At 33.7% G+C, this 18,549-nt stretch carries 16 protein-coding genes; 7 read left to right on the forward strand and 9 right to left on the reverse strand.

The features are described from left to right. Nucleotides 1-89 precede the first annotated feature (89 nt). From ACXGSQ_RS13130 to ACXGSQ_RS13150, 5 genes are all read left to right on the forward strand, one after another. Complete coding sequence (locus ACXGSQ_RS13130) at nucleotides 90-1,370, forward strand: TolC family protein (protein ID WP_458626612.1); 1,281 nt, start codon at nucleotides 90-92, stop codon at nucleotides 1,368-1,370. A gap of 18 nt (nucleotides 1,371-1,388) precedes the next feature. Then, entirely contained in the window at nucleotides 1,389-1,991 is a 603-nt protein-coding gene (locus ACXGSQ_RS13135; RefSeq protein ID WP_458626613.1) for a TetR/AcrR family transcriptional regulator, read from the forward strand. A gap of 491 nt (nucleotides 1,992-2,482) precedes the next feature. Then, entirely contained in the window at nucleotides 2,483-3,460 is a 978-nt protein-coding gene (locus ACXGSQ_RS13140; protein ID WP_458626614.1) for an AAA family ATPase, read from the forward strand. A 3-nt stretch (nucleotides 3,461-3,463) separates the two neighbouring features. After that, on the forward strand, nucleotides 3,464-5,935 hold the full coding sequence (locus ACXGSQ_RS13145; protein ID WP_458626615.1) for a S8 family peptidase: 2,472 nt from the start codon (nucleotides 3,464-3,466) through the stop codon (nucleotides 5,933-5,935). 304 nt (nucleotides 5,936-6,239) lie between these two features. Then, on the forward strand, nucleotides 6,240-6,839 hold the full coding sequence (locus tag ACXGSQ_RS13150) for a DUF6642 family protein (protein ID WP_458626616.1): 600 nt from the start codon (nucleotides 6,240-6,242) through the stop codon (nucleotides 6,837-6,839). A 166-nt stretch (nucleotides 6,840-7,005) separates the two neighbouring features. Here ACXGSQ_RS13150 and ACXGSQ_RS13155 read toward each other — a convergent pair whose 3' ends face one another. From ACXGSQ_RS13155 to ACXGSQ_RS13165, 3 genes are all read right to left on the reverse strand, one after another. Further along, the gene (locus ACXGSQ_RS13155; RefSeq protein ID WP_458626617.1) at nucleotides 7,006-7,392 is read right to left on the reverse strand and encodes a DUF302 domain-containing protein; all 387 of its coding nucleotides are present in this window, start codon (nucleotides 7,390-7,392) and stop codon (nucleotides 7,006-7,008) included. A gap of 147 nt (nucleotides 7,393-7,539) precedes the next feature. Further along, the gene (locus tag ACXGSQ_RS13160) at nucleotides 7,540-7,986 is read right to left on the reverse strand and encodes a TlpA family protein disulfide reductase (protein ID WP_458626618.1); all 447 of its coding nucleotides are present in this window, start codon (nucleotides 7,984-7,986) and stop codon (nucleotides 7,540-7,542) included. Nucleotides 7,987-8,347: 361 nt separating this feature from the next. Next, nucleotides 8,348-8,569 carry a hypothetical protein gene (locus tag ACXGSQ_RS13165; protein WP_458626619.1) on the reverse strand — a complete coding sequence of 74 codons (222 nt, stop codon included), beginning with the start codon at nucleotides 8,567-8,569 and terminating at the stop codon, nucleotides 8,348-8,350. A gap of 512 nt (nucleotides 8,570-9,081) precedes the next feature. On the opposite strand from ACXGSQ_RS13165, the gene ACXGSQ_RS13170 reads away from it, so the two are divergent. Further along, a complete protein-coding gene (locus ACXGSQ_RS13170; RefSeq protein WP_458626620.1) occupies nucleotides 9,082-10,545 on the forward strand; it encodes an arylsulfatase B in 1,464 nt (487 codons plus the stop codon). 1,195 nt (nucleotides 10,546-11,740) lie between these two features. Here the strand turns inward: ACXGSQ_RS13170 and ACXGSQ_RS13175 are convergent. Then, complete coding sequence (locus tag ACXGSQ_RS13175) at nucleotides 11,741-11,932, reverse strand: cold-shock protein (protein WP_418636380.1); 192 nt, start codon at nucleotides 11,930-11,932, stop codon at nucleotides 11,741-11,743. A gap of 201 nt (nucleotides 11,933-12,133) precedes the next feature. Between ACXGSQ_RS13175 and ACXGSQ_RS13180 the strand changes: the two genes are divergently transcribed. Further along, the gene (locus ACXGSQ_RS13180) at nucleotides 12,134-12,397 is read left to right on the forward strand and encodes a hypothetical protein (RefSeq protein ID WP_458626621.1); all 264 of its coding nucleotides are present in this window, start codon (nucleotides 12,134-12,136) and stop codon (nucleotides 12,395-12,397) included. 117 nt (nucleotides 12,398-12,514) lie between these two features. Here ACXGSQ_RS13180 and lpxD read toward each other — a convergent pair whose 3' ends face one another. From lpxD to ACXGSQ_RS13205, 5 genes are all read right to left on the reverse strand, one after another. Beyond that, entirely contained in the window at nucleotides 12,515-13,504 is a 990-nt protein-coding gene (gene lpxD / locus ACXGSQ_RS13185) for a UDP-3-O-(3-hydroxymyristoyl)glucosamine N-acyltransferase (protein ID WP_458626622.1), read from the reverse strand. Nucleotides 13,505-13,643: 139 nt separating this feature from the next. Continuing rightward, complete coding sequence (locus ACXGSQ_RS13190) at nucleotides 13,644-14,762, reverse strand: DEAD/DEAH box helicase (RefSeq protein ID WP_458626623.1); 1,119 nt, start codon at nucleotides 14,760-14,762, stop codon at nucleotides 13,644-13,646. Nucleotides 14,763-14,854: 92 nt separating this feature from the next. Continuing rightward, the gene (locus ACXGSQ_RS13195) at nucleotides 14,855-16,405 is read right to left on the reverse strand and encodes an SDR family NAD(P)-dependent oxidoreductase (protein ID WP_458626624.1); all 1,551 of its coding nucleotides are present in this window, start codon (nucleotides 16,403-16,405) and stop codon (nucleotides 14,855-14,857) included. Nucleotides 16,406-16,434: 29 nt separating this feature from the next. Further along, complete coding sequence (locus ACXGSQ_RS13200) at nucleotides 16,435-16,884, reverse strand: KTSC domain-containing protein (RefSeq protein WP_458626625.1); 450 nt, start codon at nucleotides 16,882-16,884, stop codon at nucleotides 16,435-16,437. A 90-nt stretch (nucleotides 16,885-16,974) separates the two neighbouring features. Continuing rightward, nucleotides 16,975-18,528 carry a DEAD/DEAH box helicase gene (locus tag ACXGSQ_RS13205; protein WP_458626626.1) on the reverse strand — a complete coding sequence of 518 codons (1,554 nt, stop codon included), beginning with the start codon at nucleotides 18,526-18,528 and terminating at the stop codon, nucleotides 16,975-16,977. Nucleotides 18,529-18,549 lie beyond the last annotated feature (21 nt).

Below are 18,549 nucleotides of genomic sequence, written 5' to 3' on the forward strand. Positions count from 1 at the left end.
AATACTATAGGCTACTGCTTCCTCGATTAATAGCAGTTAGTTTCAGTAGTTGGTGGTAGTAGCCCTATAGTTTTAATGCCATTATAATAATGAAAACAGATAAATATATTGTGTCTTTAGTGATACTTCTAGTGATCTTCACAGTACAACAGACAAACGCTCAGAACAGGGTCTTAACACTAGAGCAAGCTAAAACATTAGCAAAAACCAATAACAAAAGTACACAACGCGCAGCGCAAAACGTTGAAGCGGCTAAAGCGGCTAAAGCATCGGTGTATGCCTCAGATAAACCTTTTATAGATGGAAGCATTACAGGACTTCATGTTGGAGAACCCTTAAGTGTATTATTACCAGAAAATCAGGCGTCAGCTTCTTTAGGCCTCACCCAAGTGATTTATGCTGGTGGAAAAATAAACACCGCTAAAAAAATAAGTACAACAGCTGTAGATTTATACACCTCCCAAAAAGAACTAACGGATGCCGAAGTACTGCTTAATGTAGAAACCACCTACTGGCAAATTATTACTGTTGCTGAAAAAGTGAATTTGGCAACGAAATTTAAAAGCCTTTTATCAACATTATTGCAAGATTTAACAAATGCCTTTGATGCTGGACTTATTTATAAAAACGATGTGCTTCAAGTCCAAGTGCAATTAAATCAAGCAGAATTAGATCTTATAAAAGCGAACGACGGACTTCATATGCTGAAGCTTCAAATGGCACAATTAACAGGTTTGGAAGATACCCATTTTGAAGTTACAGATACCTTTTCAGAGTCTTTAATGGTTTCAGAGAAAATAAGCGAAGATTTGGCATTAGCACAGCGACCTGAAATCAATATGCTTAAGGATGCGGTTGAAATTGAAAACCTACAAACCAAAGTATTACAAGCCAACAGAAAACCAACAGTCGCATTTAATGTTAGTGGATTATACGCTGCAGGAAAACAAGTCGATTTTACAGATGGCAGCAACGATTTTACCACCTATTACGGCATGCTAAACGTCAATATTCCAATTTTCGATTGGGGAAGCCGAAAACAAAAAGTAAAAGAGCAACAATTTAAAGCCCAAGCAAAACAACTAGAATTAGAAGACACACAAGAATTGATTCTTATTCAAATTGAAAACGCGTATTTAGAATTACAACAAGCCATTAAACGTATTGAAATCACTAAAAAGTCTTTAGAGCAAGCAGAAGAAAACTTAAAACTACATCAAGACCGTTTCGATGCAGGCACGGTTATCGGTAAAGATGTTCTCGAAGCCCAAGTGCTATGGCAACAAGCCTATGCAGAAGTTATAGATGCTAAGGCCATGTACCAAATAAGTCAAGCTAATTATAAAAAAGCTATTGGCGATATTCATTAATGAAATAATAATTTAGCTATGCACACAAAAGATCATATATTAAAAGCATCCCTAAATCTGTTTTTTAGTTTTGGTATTCAAAATATTTCTATGGATGACATCGCTAATAAATGTGGCATATCTAAAAAAACAATCTATAAACACTACGAGAATAAAAGCGACTTGGTAGATCAAACCATTCGACTTCTAGTAGAAGAATTAAAAGCAAATCTGAAAGTAACGCGGAGAACATCTGAAAATGCTTTAGAAGAATTATACACCTTCTTAGAATACCTTAACAGCATCTCTTTTGAAATTTCACCAGTGTACGGTAAAGATCTTAAAAAATATTATCCTAATAAATATATTGAAATCTTTGAGTATAAAAACCACATTATCATTCCTTTTGTTTTACGTAATATCGAAAACGGCATAGCAGAAGGGCTTTACAAAAGTGACATCAACGCCCAACAGATATGTGATGCTTTTGATAATATTTCAAAAATCATCTTTACTTCAGATTTGTCTTTTAATGCCTTTACCAATAAAAATGCTGTCAGCTTTTTAAATTCTTTATTTATGCATCGGTTGGTATCTATAAAAGGGCTTGAAGTATTACATCAATTAAATGAAATCGTATAGATAACACCGAAAGTTGGAGTGTCTCGACCTTTTTTGGTTGGGATGTATTGAGAACCTTAACGCCAGTTCGAGTGTTTCTTAGTGAGAAGTGCAACGAAGCGTTAAGACATGTATCGAGAACTCTCAATAACAAAATTTAGCAATCATTAAAAGACCAACCGTCAGTTCGAGTGTCCCGACCTTTTTTGGTTGGGATGTATCGAGAACCCTCTAATTATCTAAACATCTAAGAATTTATGAGTCTCTATAACTAATGATAATAGCCTCTTGCTAAAAACCGAGGTCGCAAACTACCATGGTGATGAATATAGATGCATTGCTAGCTTCAGATATGTTAGCTTTGATTTATAAATTGGATTGGTTTAAATGGATAATTAAGTTAGGAGTTTTAATCATAGTTTTATAATAAATAAATTTTAAAATTGCACTATTACATCATTAATTGATGAAACTTTTGTATATTTTTACGGCGAATAGCATGATAATATAAAATGGCTGCGGCAGAACAAATAAAAAGTCTAATTAAATCTTTTAGTGATGGAGATGATTCTCGATTCTATGCTACTGCAATGCAAATAGCTGCTGCAGAAGCAAGAAAGGGTCGTCAAGAACTAGCTGAAGAATTAAAGAAGTTAATTAAAGATTCTAAAAAGTCTAAACTTGATGTTGGAAATCTAAAGAACTTACCAGTAAACGCTGCTCAAAAAGAGTTGAATGATTTATTAGAATTTTCAAGACCTAATGACAAATTGAATGATATGGTCTTGAATGATAAACTAAAAAAAATCATAATCAGAATTTTAGATGAGCAAAAGCAAATTGATAAATTAAGACAGCATAACTTATTTCCAAGAAAGAAATTACTTCTTACTGGACCACCTGGTTGTGGTAAAACAATGACTGCAAAAGTGTTATCAAATGAGCTGGGAATCCCTTTATTTGTTATTAGACTTGATGGTCTTATAAGTAGATATATGGGAGAATCAATTGCTAAACTTCGTTTAGTTTTTGATACAATGAAAGAGTTTAGAGCGGTTTATTTATTTGATGAATTTGATAGTATAGGAACAACAAGAAATCACGGTAATGATGTAGGTGAAATAAAAAGAGTTTTGAATAGTTTTCTTTTACAAATCGAAAAAGATGAGTCAAATAGTTTAATTATTGCTGCTACAAATATGCCAGAAAATCTTGACGAGGCACTTTTTAGAAGATTTGATGATATTATTAATTATCCACTACCTACAGAAAAACAAATTTATCAATTTTATAAAAGAGAATTAAACGAAAAGTTATCTCATTCAGATAATATACTTCTAAATCTATCCAAAAAATCTATAGGACTTAATTTTTCCGACTTAAAGCGAGTTTGTGAAGATTTCCTAAAAAATATTCTTATTTACGGCGAGGAAAAATCTAATTTAGAATTTATAACTGAAATAATAAATTCTAGAAAAAAACCTTTCTAATAAATGTCAGATTTAAATCATATTCTTTTAAATGGATACACTTCTTCATTTCCATATAGTACACATGGAGGTGGAGGTTTCAATTTAAAACCTAGATCAAATAGGCAGCAGCATGGAACACATATACAACAATCATTTAATCATGCTGTTACCGAATTTTCAGAAGGAGATACTGATTATGAATTTGTATATATTGAATTTGAATCAGCAATTAATTTTGAACTAACATTTGATAGGTTTGAAGATGCTGGAGGTAACATTAGATTAGCTTCATGTAAAGCAATATTTACTAACGATGTTGATGGGCACGAACAAGTTGTATATAAAATTGCAGTTTATCTAAACAAAAGAGCTGTTTCTAATTTTCTAACCAAGATAGAACAATATTTAACCGAAAACACCTCTGGTGGAAATCCACGTAATCAAAATTTAATTTCAAACATTGAAAACATTAGAGCAGCAACTCTAGAAAGTTTTTGGCAAGAGCCTGAAATTGATTTCCCTACAGCAGGTCAAGAGGTTTGGTGGGAGGTTTGGTATAGTAATGTAGGCAGAGAAGAAGTTTTATCATCTATTAATTCTTTGAGTGATAGTGGACTTATAACAAACGAAAGAATATTAGAGTTTCCAGAAAACATTGTTGGTTTAGTAAAAGGAACACCTGAACAATTGGCTAGAACTTTATTGTATCAAAATAGTTTAGCTGAATTAAGAAAACCAATCGAAACTTCAGATTTCTTTACAAATTTGGATAAAACTTGGGAAGGTGAGTTTATTAACGATTTAAAAGATAGAATTAATAATGAAATTGATCAAAGTAATGTAGTTGTATGTCTTTTAGATACTGGTGTCAATAGAACTAATCCTCTTTTAGAAGATTTAATTCCTGCAAGGAATTTGGATTCTATAAATCCAGAATGGACAACAGCTGATTCATACAGGCATGGACATGGAACACCAATGGCAGGTATCATTTTATATGGTGATTTAAATGAACCATTAAGTAATACTGGAATCATTAACATAACAAATAATGTTGAAAGTATAAAAATTATAGACGCTAGTACAGCAAATGATCCTGATTTATATGGAAAAATTACATTGGAAGCCATTGCAAGCGCAGAAGTAATAAATCCATTTTCAAAAAGAATAGTGTGTTTAGCTGTAACAGCACCAGATAATGAATATTTAGGGAGGCCTTCTTCTTGGTCTGCTGCAATTGACCAAAAACTATTTGGTTCGGTAAGTCACAGAAATGATAATACCTTAGTTTTAATATCTGGAGGTAACTTGCCTTTAGAGGATAGGCTAACTTATCCTTTGTCTAATGATGATTTTTCAGTGCAAGATCCAGCACAATCTTTTAATTCCATTACTGTTGGTTCTTATACGAATAAAGACAGATTAGATACACACCAATTTCCTGGAGCAGAATTACTAGCTCAACGAGGTCAAATGTCTCCATGTAACTCTACATCGGTAAATTGGAATAAGACATGGCCAAGAAAACCAGATGTTGTATTTGAAGGAGGAAATGATGGAATATTTAATTCAGGTATCCTTGATCATGATTCATTAAAACTTCTTTCTACTGGAGTAGGTGGAATAGGTCGGTCTTGGTTAACTACTTTTTCAGACACTAGCGCTTCAGTTGCATTAGCTTCAAAATTTGCATCAGAATTATATCAAAAATATCCAAACTATAAACCAGAGACAATTCGAGCACTTATGATACATTCTGCCGATTGGAATGAAGCGATGCTTAATAATGTTAATATTAAAGAATTAAGCACCGATGATAAACGCAGTTTGATATCTAAAGTTGGTTATGGTATTCCTAATTTAGAAAGAGCAAAATATAGTGCTGTAAATTCTTTAACGATGATAGCTGAACGGTCTTTAAAACCTTATAAATATGAAGATAGTCGTGCTAAGACTAATGAATTTCATTTATTTGATTTGCCTTGGCCTACCGATATATTAACAGATCTTGCTGAATCAGATGTTAAGTTAAAAATAACATTGTCATACTTCATAGAGCCTAATCCTGGAAATAGACTATACGCAAGTGATCAATCATATAAATCACACGGTTTAAGATTTAAAATGATAGATAGAAATGAAGGAGTAGAAAGATTCAAAGCTAGAGTAAGTAAATCCATACGAGAAGGACAAGAAGATTATATTCAAGAGGGAAGTGAGAATTGGTTATTAGGGAGTCAAGTTAGAGATAAAGGTTCTATTCATAAAGATTTATGGATAGGATCTGCTGCTGATTTGGCGTTAAGAAATAAAATTGCAATATATCCAATTGGAGGTTGGTGGAAAAATAGAAAAAAATTAATGCGTTATGATTGTGAAGTATATTATAGTTTAATAATATCAATTGAAACTGAATCTAATGAAGTTAATATTTACAATGCCGTTTTATCTCAAATCCCTGTTCCTCTATCAATTCCGATTAGTACAAATTAAATTACAGCTAAGTAATATTTATCTAGCATAATTTGAGTAACAGGTATAAATCAAATTTATATTTACCTAAATTTTTCAATAAATAAAACGCTAAAAATAGCCCCCCTTCGAACATCGCAACCAACAGATTTTACCGTTTAAAAAGTTTGAGACACGCGTTCTTAAGTAACTATTATTCTTATTCTATTCTCTTTAGATATTGGCACTAATATAATCCGTCATAAAACTTCACACCAAACCACTAAAAAAATCAAAAGCGTTGTTTTAATTTTGTACTTTATAAACGGTACATAAATTTAGAAGCTTGCTAGAAAAAAGACCACAAGTATCCCAAGAACAGCTTACAGAAGTAGATTACTTTATTTATTGCTTAGAAGGGGTCGATGATGTAGACGCCAACACGGTAACCGAAGCACAAAAAAACTTAGAGCAATTGGCCCTAAACTATGGCATAGCAAGTATATATAAAACCTGCGACACCATTGAAGGCTTAGAAGATAGCTTAAACGCATTGGTACTAGATGATCATAATTTTAAGGCTTATGAAATCATCTATTTGGTGATTAGGGGAGAAGCCAATACCATTTGTTTAAATGACTACTACTATAGTTTACAAGAAATTGCAGAGCTTTTTGAAGGCCAGCTAAACGGAAAGATTTTACATTTTTCAAATGCCAAAATTTTGGATTTAGACGAAGAAGAAGCACAATTATTTTTAGATATCACTGGAGCAAAAGCGATTTCTGGCTATGGTAACGCCTATAATGGCATAGCAAGCACAAAACTAGATGAAGCCTTCTTTAATCTATTTAAAGAAGATGATGATATGTTCGCTGTGGTGGAAGAATTGCACCAAAAACATTATAGCGCCTGCCAATTATTGGACTTTAGATTGTATTATTAAACCCATTGTCTTGCAAAAAAACACCAACAATCAACCCACATCCATTATAGATTCTTGGCTCACAACTCATAACTCATAACTCTTAGTTCTAGTCTCCTGATTCTAAAAAACCGTCCCACTTAACACTTTACACCGAAGACTGACCACTTCACACTTCAAACCTCACTCAAAGCCCCTCAATAACAGCCTTAAGCTTCTCAGTAATTTCTTCTGCAATCCCTTTTAAATCATCGTTTTGCACAGCTTGCATAGAAGCCATAGGATTTACAGCAGCGACTTCAATGTCACCAGAATCTAATTCCTGCACAATAACATTACAAGGTAGCATGGTTCCAATTTTATTTTCCGCTAATAAGGCTTTATGGGCATAAGGCGGATTACAAGCCCCTAAGATTTTGTAATTATTAAAATTAACATCCAGCTTGTTTTTAAGCGTGTCTTTTATATCTATTTCCGTTAATACACCAAACTGTTCCGTTTTAAGTGCTGCAATAACATGATCTACAGTAGCGTTAAAATCACCTTTTAAGGTTTTACTAAAATAATAGTTCATAATACGTTGTTTTTTAAGTTAATGATGCGCGAAATGCAACCCTTAAAATTAATGAATTTCGTTAACATATAGTAACGCAATAGCATGTTTTAGTATGGCAATCCATTAAATATTTAAGTTAAGAATTACAAGTTTCAAAAAGAAAACTTAAATCGGATAATCTGTGCCTACTAAACTTTCCAAAGCATAGTACAAACGGTTTTTAGCATTCGCCTGAGAGCCAAATACAGAACGAAAAACCGTTCCATCAGCAGCAAGCAACACCCATTGCGGAGTCCCTTCAGACGAAAATTGATCATAAACTTGGTGATCACGATCAATATAAATCGGAAACGGCAATTCTCCACTAGTAAAAATGGCTGTAATATTGGCTTTATCACCAGTCCGACCTACAAAATCCGCATGAATCCCAACCACCTGTATACTTGGGAATTCCTGCTGAAACTCATAAGCCAAAGGAATCGCACGACCTGTACAGCTCAAACAGTCATTGTTATAGATAATAAGCAACAGAATTTGGTTCTTATAAAGATCAATTAAATCGACAGGAACACCGTCTAAATCTAAAACGTTGATGTGGGGTATGGAATCCATCATTGGTGATTATTCAGAACTGATTAAGGGGTAATAAAGTCATACAAATTTAAGCATTTTTAATCTACTAAAACCTGAAAAGCTTGAGAACACCAAAAACGAAACCAAACGACAATAGCCTAAAATATTTAAAATCATAGGCTATTGTAGCGTAGAAGTGGACATAAATTCTAATGAGATTGACGCAATAGTGTTTTAAGTTTATATATCGAAAGCGCCGAAAGAATGATAGCGATCACTACGAGCATCAATTCTGGTTGTGGTCGAGCAAAAAACTCCATAACTAAACCACCAAGCATCGTTGACAACAATAAAAAATAGGCTAGTTGACCTAAGCTCTTGGTGCGCTTGATAGCATATACTAGGAGAGAATCGCAATCACGAGTTCTACAACACCAGTAAAGTGCCTAAAAAAATTAGGATCTAGCGGTACTAAAGATTTGAATTGTTCAAAGCCTTGAACGCTTTTTTCAATTCCTATTAATTTTGGTATGGCAAAAAACGCCATAAGCCCAGCGGCAATTAAATTACTGACTTTATTAAAAATATTCATTTGTCTTGTATTATAAATTTTAGTATTCATTTTAAGTTAAAAATAGCGTTCGAAACCAGTAATGGTAAAAACACAATCTCTAGCAGCTGCAGCTACCTGAGCATTCGTAACAAAACCTTGGTCGTAAGTTTTTACAAAACCTTATAAATTCCTATTTATGAGGTTCAAGAATTCCTATAGAAAAAAATATATAAGCAATGAGTAAAGGGCAGAGGAGTGGTTGTAAAATCGAGTTTGCGAAATTCACAATTTCTTAAAACAATAAACATGTATGCGTAAATGTGTGTGGAATGGAAATAAAACTATTTGTTGACAAAGAAACTAGAAATTTACATATAGGCTTTTCTGTAATTGAATTAAAATTGTAAATAAAACCTGCGTCAAACAAAGTATAAATTCTAGAATTTCTATACATTAGTAGTTAATAGTAGGCCTAATCTATGATTTGGTAACAAGATTTAATGAGACCATTATAAAACGTAATAATTCCGTTCGAAAATGGTTCTGTATTTTTCGGGAAGCTTATAATGAATAAATTGATTATGAAAAAACTAATTTTTGTTTTATTAATTGCCACAGCCATTTCTTTAGTGACATATCTTGTATTTGTGAAGACTGATACAAATCGATCCACATCCAATACCGAAACTCATAGTAATCCAATAAGTCAACCCAATGTGATTTTTATATTGGTTGATGATATGGGATTTGGTGACGTGGGCTATAACGGCAGTGAAATTGCTACGCCTAATTTAGATAAAATGGCACGCAAGGGCATGACACTAAATAGAAACTATGTTTATCCTATTTGCAGTCCTACTAGAGCTAGTCTTCTAACCGGACAAAATCCTCTGTATTATGGCATTGATGGTCCCATGTCAGATGACAATGGCATGCCAATTGACCTAAAAATAATGCCTGAATATTTTAAAGATTTGGGCTATCAAACCTTTATGGTTGGGAAATGGCACTTAGGATTAGGAAATACTGACTACTGGCCGATTTCTAGGGGTTTTGATTCACACTATGGTTTTTTAGGTGGTTTTATAGATTATTACACGCATGTTTATTCTGGTGGACTGGATTGGCAAAGGGAAGGTGTATCGCTTAGAGAAGAAGGACATGCTACCGATCTATTCACAGCTGAAGCAAAAAAGATAATTAACGATCGTGATCCAGATAACCCTTTCTTCCTCTACTTAGCATATAATGCTCCGCATTCACCTTTGCAAACTACACCAAAAAACAGTGGCTTAAATGAAGATGTTACGTCTGGCAATAGATATGTTTTTGCTGAAATGGTTACTCAGCTAGATGATGGCATTGGCCAAATAATTGACGCGTTAGAGAATCAAGATATTCTAGAAAATACCATTGTGGTTTTCTCTAGTGACAATGGAGGATTGTTATCTCTTGGTTCTAATAATGGTGATTTACGAGGAGGCAAAGGCTCACCGTGGGAAGGTGGTATGCGAGTGCCTGGTCTCATTATGTGGGCAAATCACATCACTGCAGGTCAGGTACTAGATCAGCAAATCGCTATTCAGGATTGGTTACCAACTTTACTTGATGCTGTTGGAGGTGAAACATCACCTTTAGAGATCCAAAGTGGACAAAGTATGTGGTCGGCAATAAACAGTGGTATTGAAATCGAACGAAATCCATTGATTATTGGTTCAGCTTCTGGTAAGGCGGTATTTGACTGGCCATGGAAACTTGTACGTGAGGGGGACGATGGCGAGCATCAACTATACAATGTTTTAGAAGATCCCTATGAAAAAGAAAATCTAGCACAAGTAAAGCCCGAAATTCTAACGCGCCTAGAGACCGTGCTTGCGGCTCTACCCAATGTTCCAACCAGACGAACTATTGATGAGCATGCTGCGTCTACCGATGTTAGCAACAAAAAAACACGTAAATCACGAGGGGGCAAGATTGATTATGAAGCTCGCGAGCAAGAGACTCGTGAACCTTGGGCAGAGGCAGCTATCAAAGGAAATAACTAAAATATTTCATTTGCTGGATAAACCTATTTATAAAATGTCCTAAAGGAGAAGTGAGCGCGCATATTTTAGACTATTTTAAAGAATTGATTGAATATCAATTTTTAAAATACCTAAGATGTCTACAGATAATGAAACTTAAAAAAAGACTTTGGAATTCTAAATATAACAAGTGCATAGAATTTTGTTTTTACTCACGTAGTTAATTATTTACTTAAATTTTAATTGAGTTCGTGAATCTCATAAAAACTCGATTTCTTAAAATTTTAGCTCTTATGGAATGCCACGAGAATCGCGTAGAAAAAAATATGTAGTACAAATATCCAAATACCTCAAAATTTTAATGATTACTGAAACGTAGCTAATGTATTTAGCAACAAATGTCCACTGGACATTTAACACTAAATAGTGTGCGACTGTAAATTGCGTATAAAATAAATTACAATATTATTTAAATAGTCAAATTGGAATTAAGTATCAAACTCACAATTAGCTTGTACATCATAATCTATAACGTTAATTGATATACGTACTGTGGAAGTTATTTTATAATTATAGTCTTAATTGTATTATAAATCAATCATCCAACTGGATCATTGATTTATAATAGTATGTCAAATATCGCCCAAAAGCGCTATTTCGCTAATTGCTATAAATGTCCTATAATTTATATTATGTAAAATAGAATATAAAACAACCGACCCACTTTAAAGCATACTAACCTAAGCTGAAGTTTGCATTATGGCTTCCAATTCTGATTGAAGCCCTTTGAGATCATATTAAAAATTATGAATAATATCTCCGTAAGTTTTAATATAGATAAATCGCAACGAGGCTATTCTAGCTTTATGAGCTTTATCCTCAAGTAAAAATTGGGAACAATCTGAATTACAATTAAAATCAGTTATCAACTTTGTGTACCAAGATTGTGTACGTTCTAAAATTTCGAGATTACTTTTCGTCTTAGCTACATCATAATCACGCCCTAAGTTATAGACTTATTGATTTACCACGGTCCTCACCTACAAACCTATACCACTTAGAAATATAATCTCCTTCAACATAACGATTCGCGTACTGGAAAGAACCACAACCAATTATTGTCACATTTAATAATAATAATGTTAATGGGCACTCTTATAACGTAAAAAAGCCCATCACATAGTGATGAGCTTCCATAATTTAGGTTAAGTATATATTAGATAACTTTTACATTTACTGCGTTTAAACCTTTTTTGCCTTCTGTAAGATCAAATTCTACGTCATCGCCTTCACGAATTTCATCGATTAATCCAGAAATATGGACAAAATGTTCTTTGTTTGAACCTTCTTCGGTGATAAAACCAAAACCTTTAGCATCATTGAAGAATTTTACTGTTCCTTTACTCATTGTATTATATTTAATTTTAATAATTACTTAATAGTATTCAAATATGATGCCACAAATTATATACGGTTAATTATCGGATTTATAAGCGATTAAAAACAGCTTACCGATAAAACTAAGCCCTACAACAAACAAGTTTGAGTCCAAATAGCTTTGCACATACCTTTGTTTTGGATCTCCCTCTATCTATTAAATCTAAATATTATGGAAACAAAATTCTCATTGTTTAACCAGATTAATAGTTTATGTTACTGGTTATTAGTATCAAGCGATTACAGAACTTCAGTGAAATTAGATGCTGAAAATGACACCTATAGTGTTTGTATAAAGCATTGTGGCGTAGAGTTATACTCTAATACCATTAAAGGATTTAGCAAAAGAAATGCAACATTCTTAGAACACGAATTAGATGGTATGGTCGCTGGCTTATTACATTTAAAGCAAAATGTAGAACAGAAATCTGCTTAAGTGTATTGCAAAAAATAACGTCAGTTAGAATGAAATCCTAAAAAAGAACCGCATTCAAACTGACGTCAATATATGTATTTAATTTCTGAGCTTATACTGTCGCTAATAGCTAACTAATTACCTAGCTAACTTACGAAGCGCCACCCATTGTTTTAACATTTCTCTAGAATCTACCGCTGGATAACCTAATACCGTTTTCCCTGCAGCAACATCATTCATAACACCAGAACCTGCTCCTACAGTAGCTCCCGAATGAATAGTAGTATGATCTTTAATAGAGGCCGAGCCTCCAATAACAACTCCATCACCTAAGGTTACAGAACCCGCAAGTCCTGAGCTTCCTGCCATAATACAAGAACGTCCTAGCACACAGTTATGTGCTATTTGAACCAAGTTATCAATCTTACATCCGTCACCAATAATCGTAGAACTAAATTTACCACGATCTACACAAGAGTTAGCTCCAATCTCAACAGCATTACCAATTACTACATTACCAATATGAGGAATCTTTACTAAGCCTCTACCATCATCACTCGGACGATAGCCAAAGCCATCAGCTCCAATACTTACATTATTATGAAAAATACAATAGCTGCCAATTACAGAACGCTCTCTAATCACAGTACCCGACCAAATTGTGGTATGATCACCTATAGTTGTTTCATCTAAAATAGTCACATTAGGGTAAATGGTAACATTAGTACCTAAAACCACATCCTTACCAATATAAGAACCAGCACCTACTCTACTGCCAACACCTATTTTAGCCGATGGATCAATCGTTGCTGAAGGATGAATTTCGGTTTCAAAATGTGGAGGTTTTGGAGTAAACGTCTCTAGCAATTTAGCCATGGCCAAATCAGCATTCTTAACTTTAATAAACACCCGATTCTCACCTGGTTCAATATCAATATTATCATTAACAATGGCTAAACTGGCCTTTGAGTCTTTCCATAAACCAGCAAACTTTCGATTTCCAATAAAGGTCGCTTGGTTTTCGTTTGCTTTTTGAATTTGTTCTAATCCTTTTATTTTATTGGTGGTTTCACCTATAACCTCGCCTTGTACAATGGCGTTTATATCTTCTATTGAAAATGATTTCATGGGTATTAAAATTGTGAGTTAATTAATTAAAAACACAATATAATACTAAAATATGAAAGTGCTATAGGATGATAATCCAAAACTATCAGTCATAGTGATTTTGAAGAATAAAAAATCGTATCGAGAACCTTATACAAAATTACATCGTAAGCTCTCTAAACGTAATTCCTAAAGCTTTTTGTATCTCTAATACCTTCTGCATTTCGCCAGGAATAATTAAAGCAATAGACTGCCCTGTTTTACCAGCTCTTGCGGTTCTTCCACTTCGGTGCGTGTAGTAATCTAAATGCTCTGGTAATTGATGATGCAATACAAAAGCGAGATTATTAACATCAATACCTCGTGCAGAAACATCTGTAGAAATTAAAACTTGTAAACTTTCGTTTTTAAAAGCACGCATCACTTTATCGCGCTCCTTTTGTTGCATATCACCTTCTAAGGCGCCAACAGCAAAACCTTCTTGCTGTAATTGATGTGCCAATGCTTGTGTTCCCGCTTTGGTTTTACAAAAAATAATACCTCTTTCATCTTGACGCTTGTCTAAGATGCGAATAATCATATTCAACTTATCCTTAATACTAGTATTTATAAAATGATGTGAAATGTTCTCGTTAACTAAAGCATTTTTATTCACCTCTATTTTAACTGCATCTGGAGACATATACGTTTTTACAATACGCTTAATTTCTTCTGGCATCGTTGCCGAAAACAACCATGTATTGCGTTTAGACGTATTGAATTTAAGGATTTTAGTTAAATCTTCTTTAAAGCCCATGCTTAGCATTTCGTCAGCTTCATCTAAGACTAAAATCTTCACTTTAGAAATATCCACATCACCACGCTCTACTAAATCGAGTAAACGCCCTGGAGTTGCCACAACAATATGTGTGGTTCTTTTTAAGGCTTTAATTTGTTTGTCAATTTTTTCACCACCATAAACACCTTCAGCAAAAATCTTTTGGTCAATATACTTTGTAAATCTAAAGAGTTGCTTTTGTATTTGTTGTACTAATTCACGTGTTGGCGCAATAATTAAAGCTTGTACGTCAGAGTTATTAGTATCAATAGCGTGTAACACAGGTAAGCCAAAGGCTGCTGTTTTACCCGTTCCGGTTTGTGCTAATCCTATTAAATCGGTTTTAGATTTTAATAAAATAGGAATTACGGTTTCTTGTATCTCTGTAGGATTTACAATATTAAGTTCTTTTAAACCTTTGATGTAATTCTTATGTATTCCTAATTCTGAAAATGATGCCATAGTCTTTTATTATGTTGCAAAGGTAATTTGTACTTTGGATAATCCGAAAATTTAAGTACAAAATTAAAATTTAGATAATGTTTGAAGTGTAATTACCAGCTAATAGGTCGGTAGTCTTTTAAGAATTTACCAGACCAATGTTTACCTGTATTAATACCATCAAATAAAGGATCTAGCACACGTGCTGCACCATCAACAATATCTAAAGGTGGTTGAAAATCGTGTAAGTCTTGTTTTCGTTTTGCTAATTCCGCAGGATCTTCGTCAGTTACCCAACCTGTATCCACAGCGTTCATATAGATACCTTCTTTAGCTAAACTACCAGCAGCGGTATGGGTTAACATATTTAAAGCGGCTTTGGCCATATTGGTATGTGGATGACGGTCTTCTTTAAAAAAAGAATGAAACTTCCCTTCCATGGCTGAAACATTGATAATGTGCTTCTTACCTGTGTTCTCTTTCTTCATTACTTCAGATAGACGATTACACAAAACAAATGGTGCTACAGAATTGACCAATTGTACTTCAATCATTTCTGTGGTTTCAATTTCACCTAGTTTTAATCTCCAACTGTTGGTTTTTCTTAAATCTACTTGTTGTAAATCGGCATCTAATTTTCCTTCTGGAAAGACTTCTTGAGCCACTAAAGTATTATCAAAGCTATACGGAATCTGCGATAATTTAGCAGACGCTCTTAAACCAATACCTGGTTCTGGTCCATGCCAAGTTACTGGCATATTTTTATTAGAGGATGCTCCAGAAGTTAATTGTTGTAACTCTTGTAAACATTCGGTATGATCGTTTAGTAAATCGCGTGCAAACTTAGGTAACTCTTCTATTGGGCGTTCTTCGTTTGGCATTAAATGACTGTAAAAACCTGCTGGTCGTCTTACGGTCTGTGCGGCATTATTAATAAGAATATCTAGTTTTTCGTAGCGTTGTTCTATAAAGTTACAGAAAATTTCTACACTAGGAATATGTCTTAAATCAAGACCGTGAATCTTTAAACGATGGCCCCATTCTGTAAAGTCTTCTTCTTGAGAAAAACGCAAGGCCGAATCTACAGGAAAACGTGTGGTTGCAATAACTGTGGCGCCACCACGTAATAACATTAAGGTGATATGGTATCCAATTTTTAAACGCGATCCTGTAATGACAGCAACTTGTCCTTTAACATCGGCTGTTTGAAAACGTTTGGCATAGTTAAAATCGCCACACTCTTCACACATGGTATCATAAAAATGATGTAACTTGGTGAAAAGGGTTTTACAAACGTAGCAGTTTCTTGGAGACTCTAATTCTAACTGTTCTTTAGCTTTTAAATCAGCTTCGGGTAACAATTTGGGAGCCACAAAAACATGAGCCTCTCTTGCACTTCTAATTCCTGTAACTTTTCTCGCATTTTTATCTCTAGCGGCTTGCTTTCGCTTGGCTGCTTTTTTCGCATCCTTTTTTCTTCGCGAAAATTCTTCTCTACTCGGACGTGATAATTGTCCTGAGACTTTAATTAAAGCGGTACGTTGTGCTTTCGGAATTTCAAAAATCTGATCCGTATCAGCAACTAACCGTTCTAAAATAGAAATGCAATTTTCAATCTCATGGATTGAAATCTCTTCAGTGTTATCGGAATTAGCGTTACTCATAATTAATTAGGACTACTTTCTAAGCTAAATTAGGCTTCTTGAAGCTCTTTCTTAGATTTTCTGTATAAATATGAATTGAAGATACTTCGTCTTGCAAAACGCATTTGTTTATCTGAATTTACAAACTTAATAAACACATGTTTTGGAACACCAAAATACTCATAAGTGGCACCATCTAAAAATGTAATTTCTAAAAGCTGTCCTTTATGTTGAAAGTCTAAAATGCTAGAATCTGTAATAGTAGCTGTATACTCTTCAAGGTTTGCAGCTTTAGTTTCTGGCGCAATACTTACTAAAAAATGATACCCATCAATGATCTCAACACTTTTAAGCTCAGCTTCTTCCTGTCCGGCGTCACCATCTTGAAATTTATCTGGGTGCCATTCTTTTACTAAATTTCTATACGATTTTTTTAAAGTTTTTAAATCTATTGAATCTTCTATAGAAAATAACTTTTTGTATTGGTTGATGCGTTTCATTACTAGTGCTTTAATTTGAGGCGCGAAATTACGCTATTTTCTCAGATGAAGCGTTATTTATTTTTTTTAATAATTCAGAGTCTACAAACCTTAATCTTCTGGTGGAAACCCGTGAATTTCCTCAAATTTTTCATCAAAATTAGTTCTTAAGTACGAATTTAATTTTTTCTGATAATCGTCTTTTAACCATTTTAAGAAGTTATAAGTACTTCTACTAATGCATTTCGCATAGGTTTCAATACGTTGATTGATATCATCTTTTAATAATTTAGCCAATGCCAATGCATCGTAAACATCTTCACTATTTTCAATACAAATTTTAGCGTGTTGTTCTATAGAACGTTCTAATACGACTTTTGAAGATTCACCACTATCTACAGCGTCTTTATAAGTTTGTGTGATATCAAAATACGTTTCTTCAGACTTAGAGAATTCTTCTTTGATTTCATCTGATAAATCGTGTTTAAAGTTTGATTCAATCGCTTCGTCATCCTTAATACGATCTGCATACCAGTTTGGCGATTTAAAGATTAATTGCCAATCTATATCTGCTCCCCAAGGTCCAAATCTATAAAGATTGTTCCCTAAATCAATAGTTGTAAATTTCGATTTATTATTCAAAATACGAGAACCACGACCAATCATTTGGTAATATAAGGTTAAGGATTTGGTTGCTCTGTTTAAGATAATGGTATCAATAGTTGGTTCATCAAATCCTGTTGTTAAGATACTTACCGATGTTAAAATAGCATCTGGAGTTTCATGAAACCACTGTAAGATTTGTTTACGTTGTTTCTTAGTTGCTGTATTATCCAAGTGCATAATAGGTAAATCCGCTTCTTTAAATGCATAATACACATTAATAGACGTGTTAATACCATTATTAAAGATTAAGGTCTTCTTCCCTAGTGAATGTTTTTTATACGCGTCAATCAATTTTTGTAACATTGCCGGACTAGAGTATAAATCTTCAGATGATTTTACCGTATAATCTCCATTAGAACCGACCTCTAAAGAGGTTAATGCCATATCGTAAGCATAGGTCTCTGCTCTAGCCAAAAACTCATTTTCTATAAGATTCTCAATGGTTTCTCCTGTAATAAGTTCATCGTAGTTATCCTTCATAGGTAACTCTTTATTAGAACTTAATGGTGTTGCCGTAACCCCAAGGATAAACGATTTTTCAAAAAACTTAAACAGTTTGGTAAATGAATTGTAATGTGCCTCATCAATAATAACTAAACCAACATCTGAAATATCTAACATATCATCGTTTAGTCGATTATTCAAGGTTTCAACCATGGCTACAAAGCAAGAGTAATCGGCCTGATCATCTAAATTGGCCTTACTATTAATGACTTTATTTGTTACACCAAAACTATCTAACATTTTAGACGTTTGGTTACAAAGTTCCACTCTATGCGTCATTATCACTACCTTTTTATTGTGATTTTTAAGGTATTGACGTACCATTTCAGAAAAAATCACCGTTTTTCCACCTCCAGTAGGCAACTGATATAATAAGTGATAATCTTCACGTTCACTATCGAACTTTTCAAAAATCTGGCTTATTGCGCCCTGTTGGTAGTCATATAATTCTTTATCGGTTTTTTTTTCTTGAACAGCTTGATTTGTTTGAGACATAAATTTAATTTCGGGTTATCA

Source organism: Winogradskyella sp. PC D3.3 (genome assembly GCF_054366245.1).

Coding starts and splice junctions, on each gene's coding strand:
- ACXGSQ_RS13130 (WP_458626612.1), top strand. CDS start 90: ATGAAAACAGATAAATATATTGTGTCTTTAGTGATACTTCTAGTGATC.
- ACXGSQ_RS13135 (WP_458626613.1), top strand. CDS start 1,389: ATGCACACAAAAGATCATATATTAAAAGCATCCCTAAATCTGTTTTTT.
- ACXGSQ_RS13140 (WP_458626614.1), top strand. CDS start 2,483: ATGGCTGCGGCAGAACAAATAAAAAGTCTAATTAAATCTTTTAGTGAT.
- ACXGSQ_RS13145 (WP_458626615.1), top strand. CDS start 3,464: ATGTCAGATTTAAATCATATTCTTTTAAATGGATACACTTCTTCATTT.
- ACXGSQ_RS13155 (WP_458626617.1), bottom strand. CDS start 7,392: ATGAACTATTATTTTAGTAAAACCTTAAAAGGTGATTTTAACGCTACT.
- ACXGSQ_RS13160 (WP_458626618.1), bottom strand. CDS start 7,986: ATGGATTCCATACCCCACATCAACGTTTTAGATTTAGACGGTGTTCCT.
- ACXGSQ_RS13165 (WP_458626619.1), bottom strand. CDS start 8,569: ATGAATACTAAAATTTATAATACAAGACAAATGAATATTTTTAATAAA.
- ACXGSQ_RS13170 (WP_458626620.1), top strand. CDS start 9,082: ATGAAAAAACTAATTTTTGTTTTATTAATTGCCACAGCCATTTCTTTA.
- ACXGSQ_RS13175 (WP_418636380.1), bottom strand. CDS start 11,932: ATGAGTAAAGGAACAGTAAAATTCTTCAATGATGCTAAAGGTTTTGGT.
- ACXGSQ_RS13180 (WP_458626621.1), top strand. CDS start 12,134: ATGGAAACAAAATTCTCATTGTTTAACCAGATTAATAGTTTATGTTAC.
- lpxD (WP_458626622.1), bottom strand. CDS start 13,504: ATGAAATCATTTTCAATAGAAGATATAAACGCCATTGTACAAGGCGAG.
- ACXGSQ_RS13190 (WP_458626623.1), bottom strand. CDS start 14,762: ATGGCATCATTTTCAGAATTAGGAATACATAAGAATTACATCAAAGGT.
- ACXGSQ_RS13195 (WP_458626624.1), bottom strand. CDS start 16,405: ATGAGTAACGCTAATTCCGATAACACTGAAGAGATTTCAATCCATGAG.
- ACXGSQ_RS13200 (WP_458626625.1), bottom strand. CDS start 16,884: ATGAAACGCATCAACCAATACAAAAAGTTATTTTCTATAGAAGATTCA.
- ACXGSQ_RS13205 (WP_458626626.1), bottom strand. CDS start 18,528: ATGTCTCAAACAAATCAAGCTGTTCAAGAAAAAAAAACCGATAAAGAA.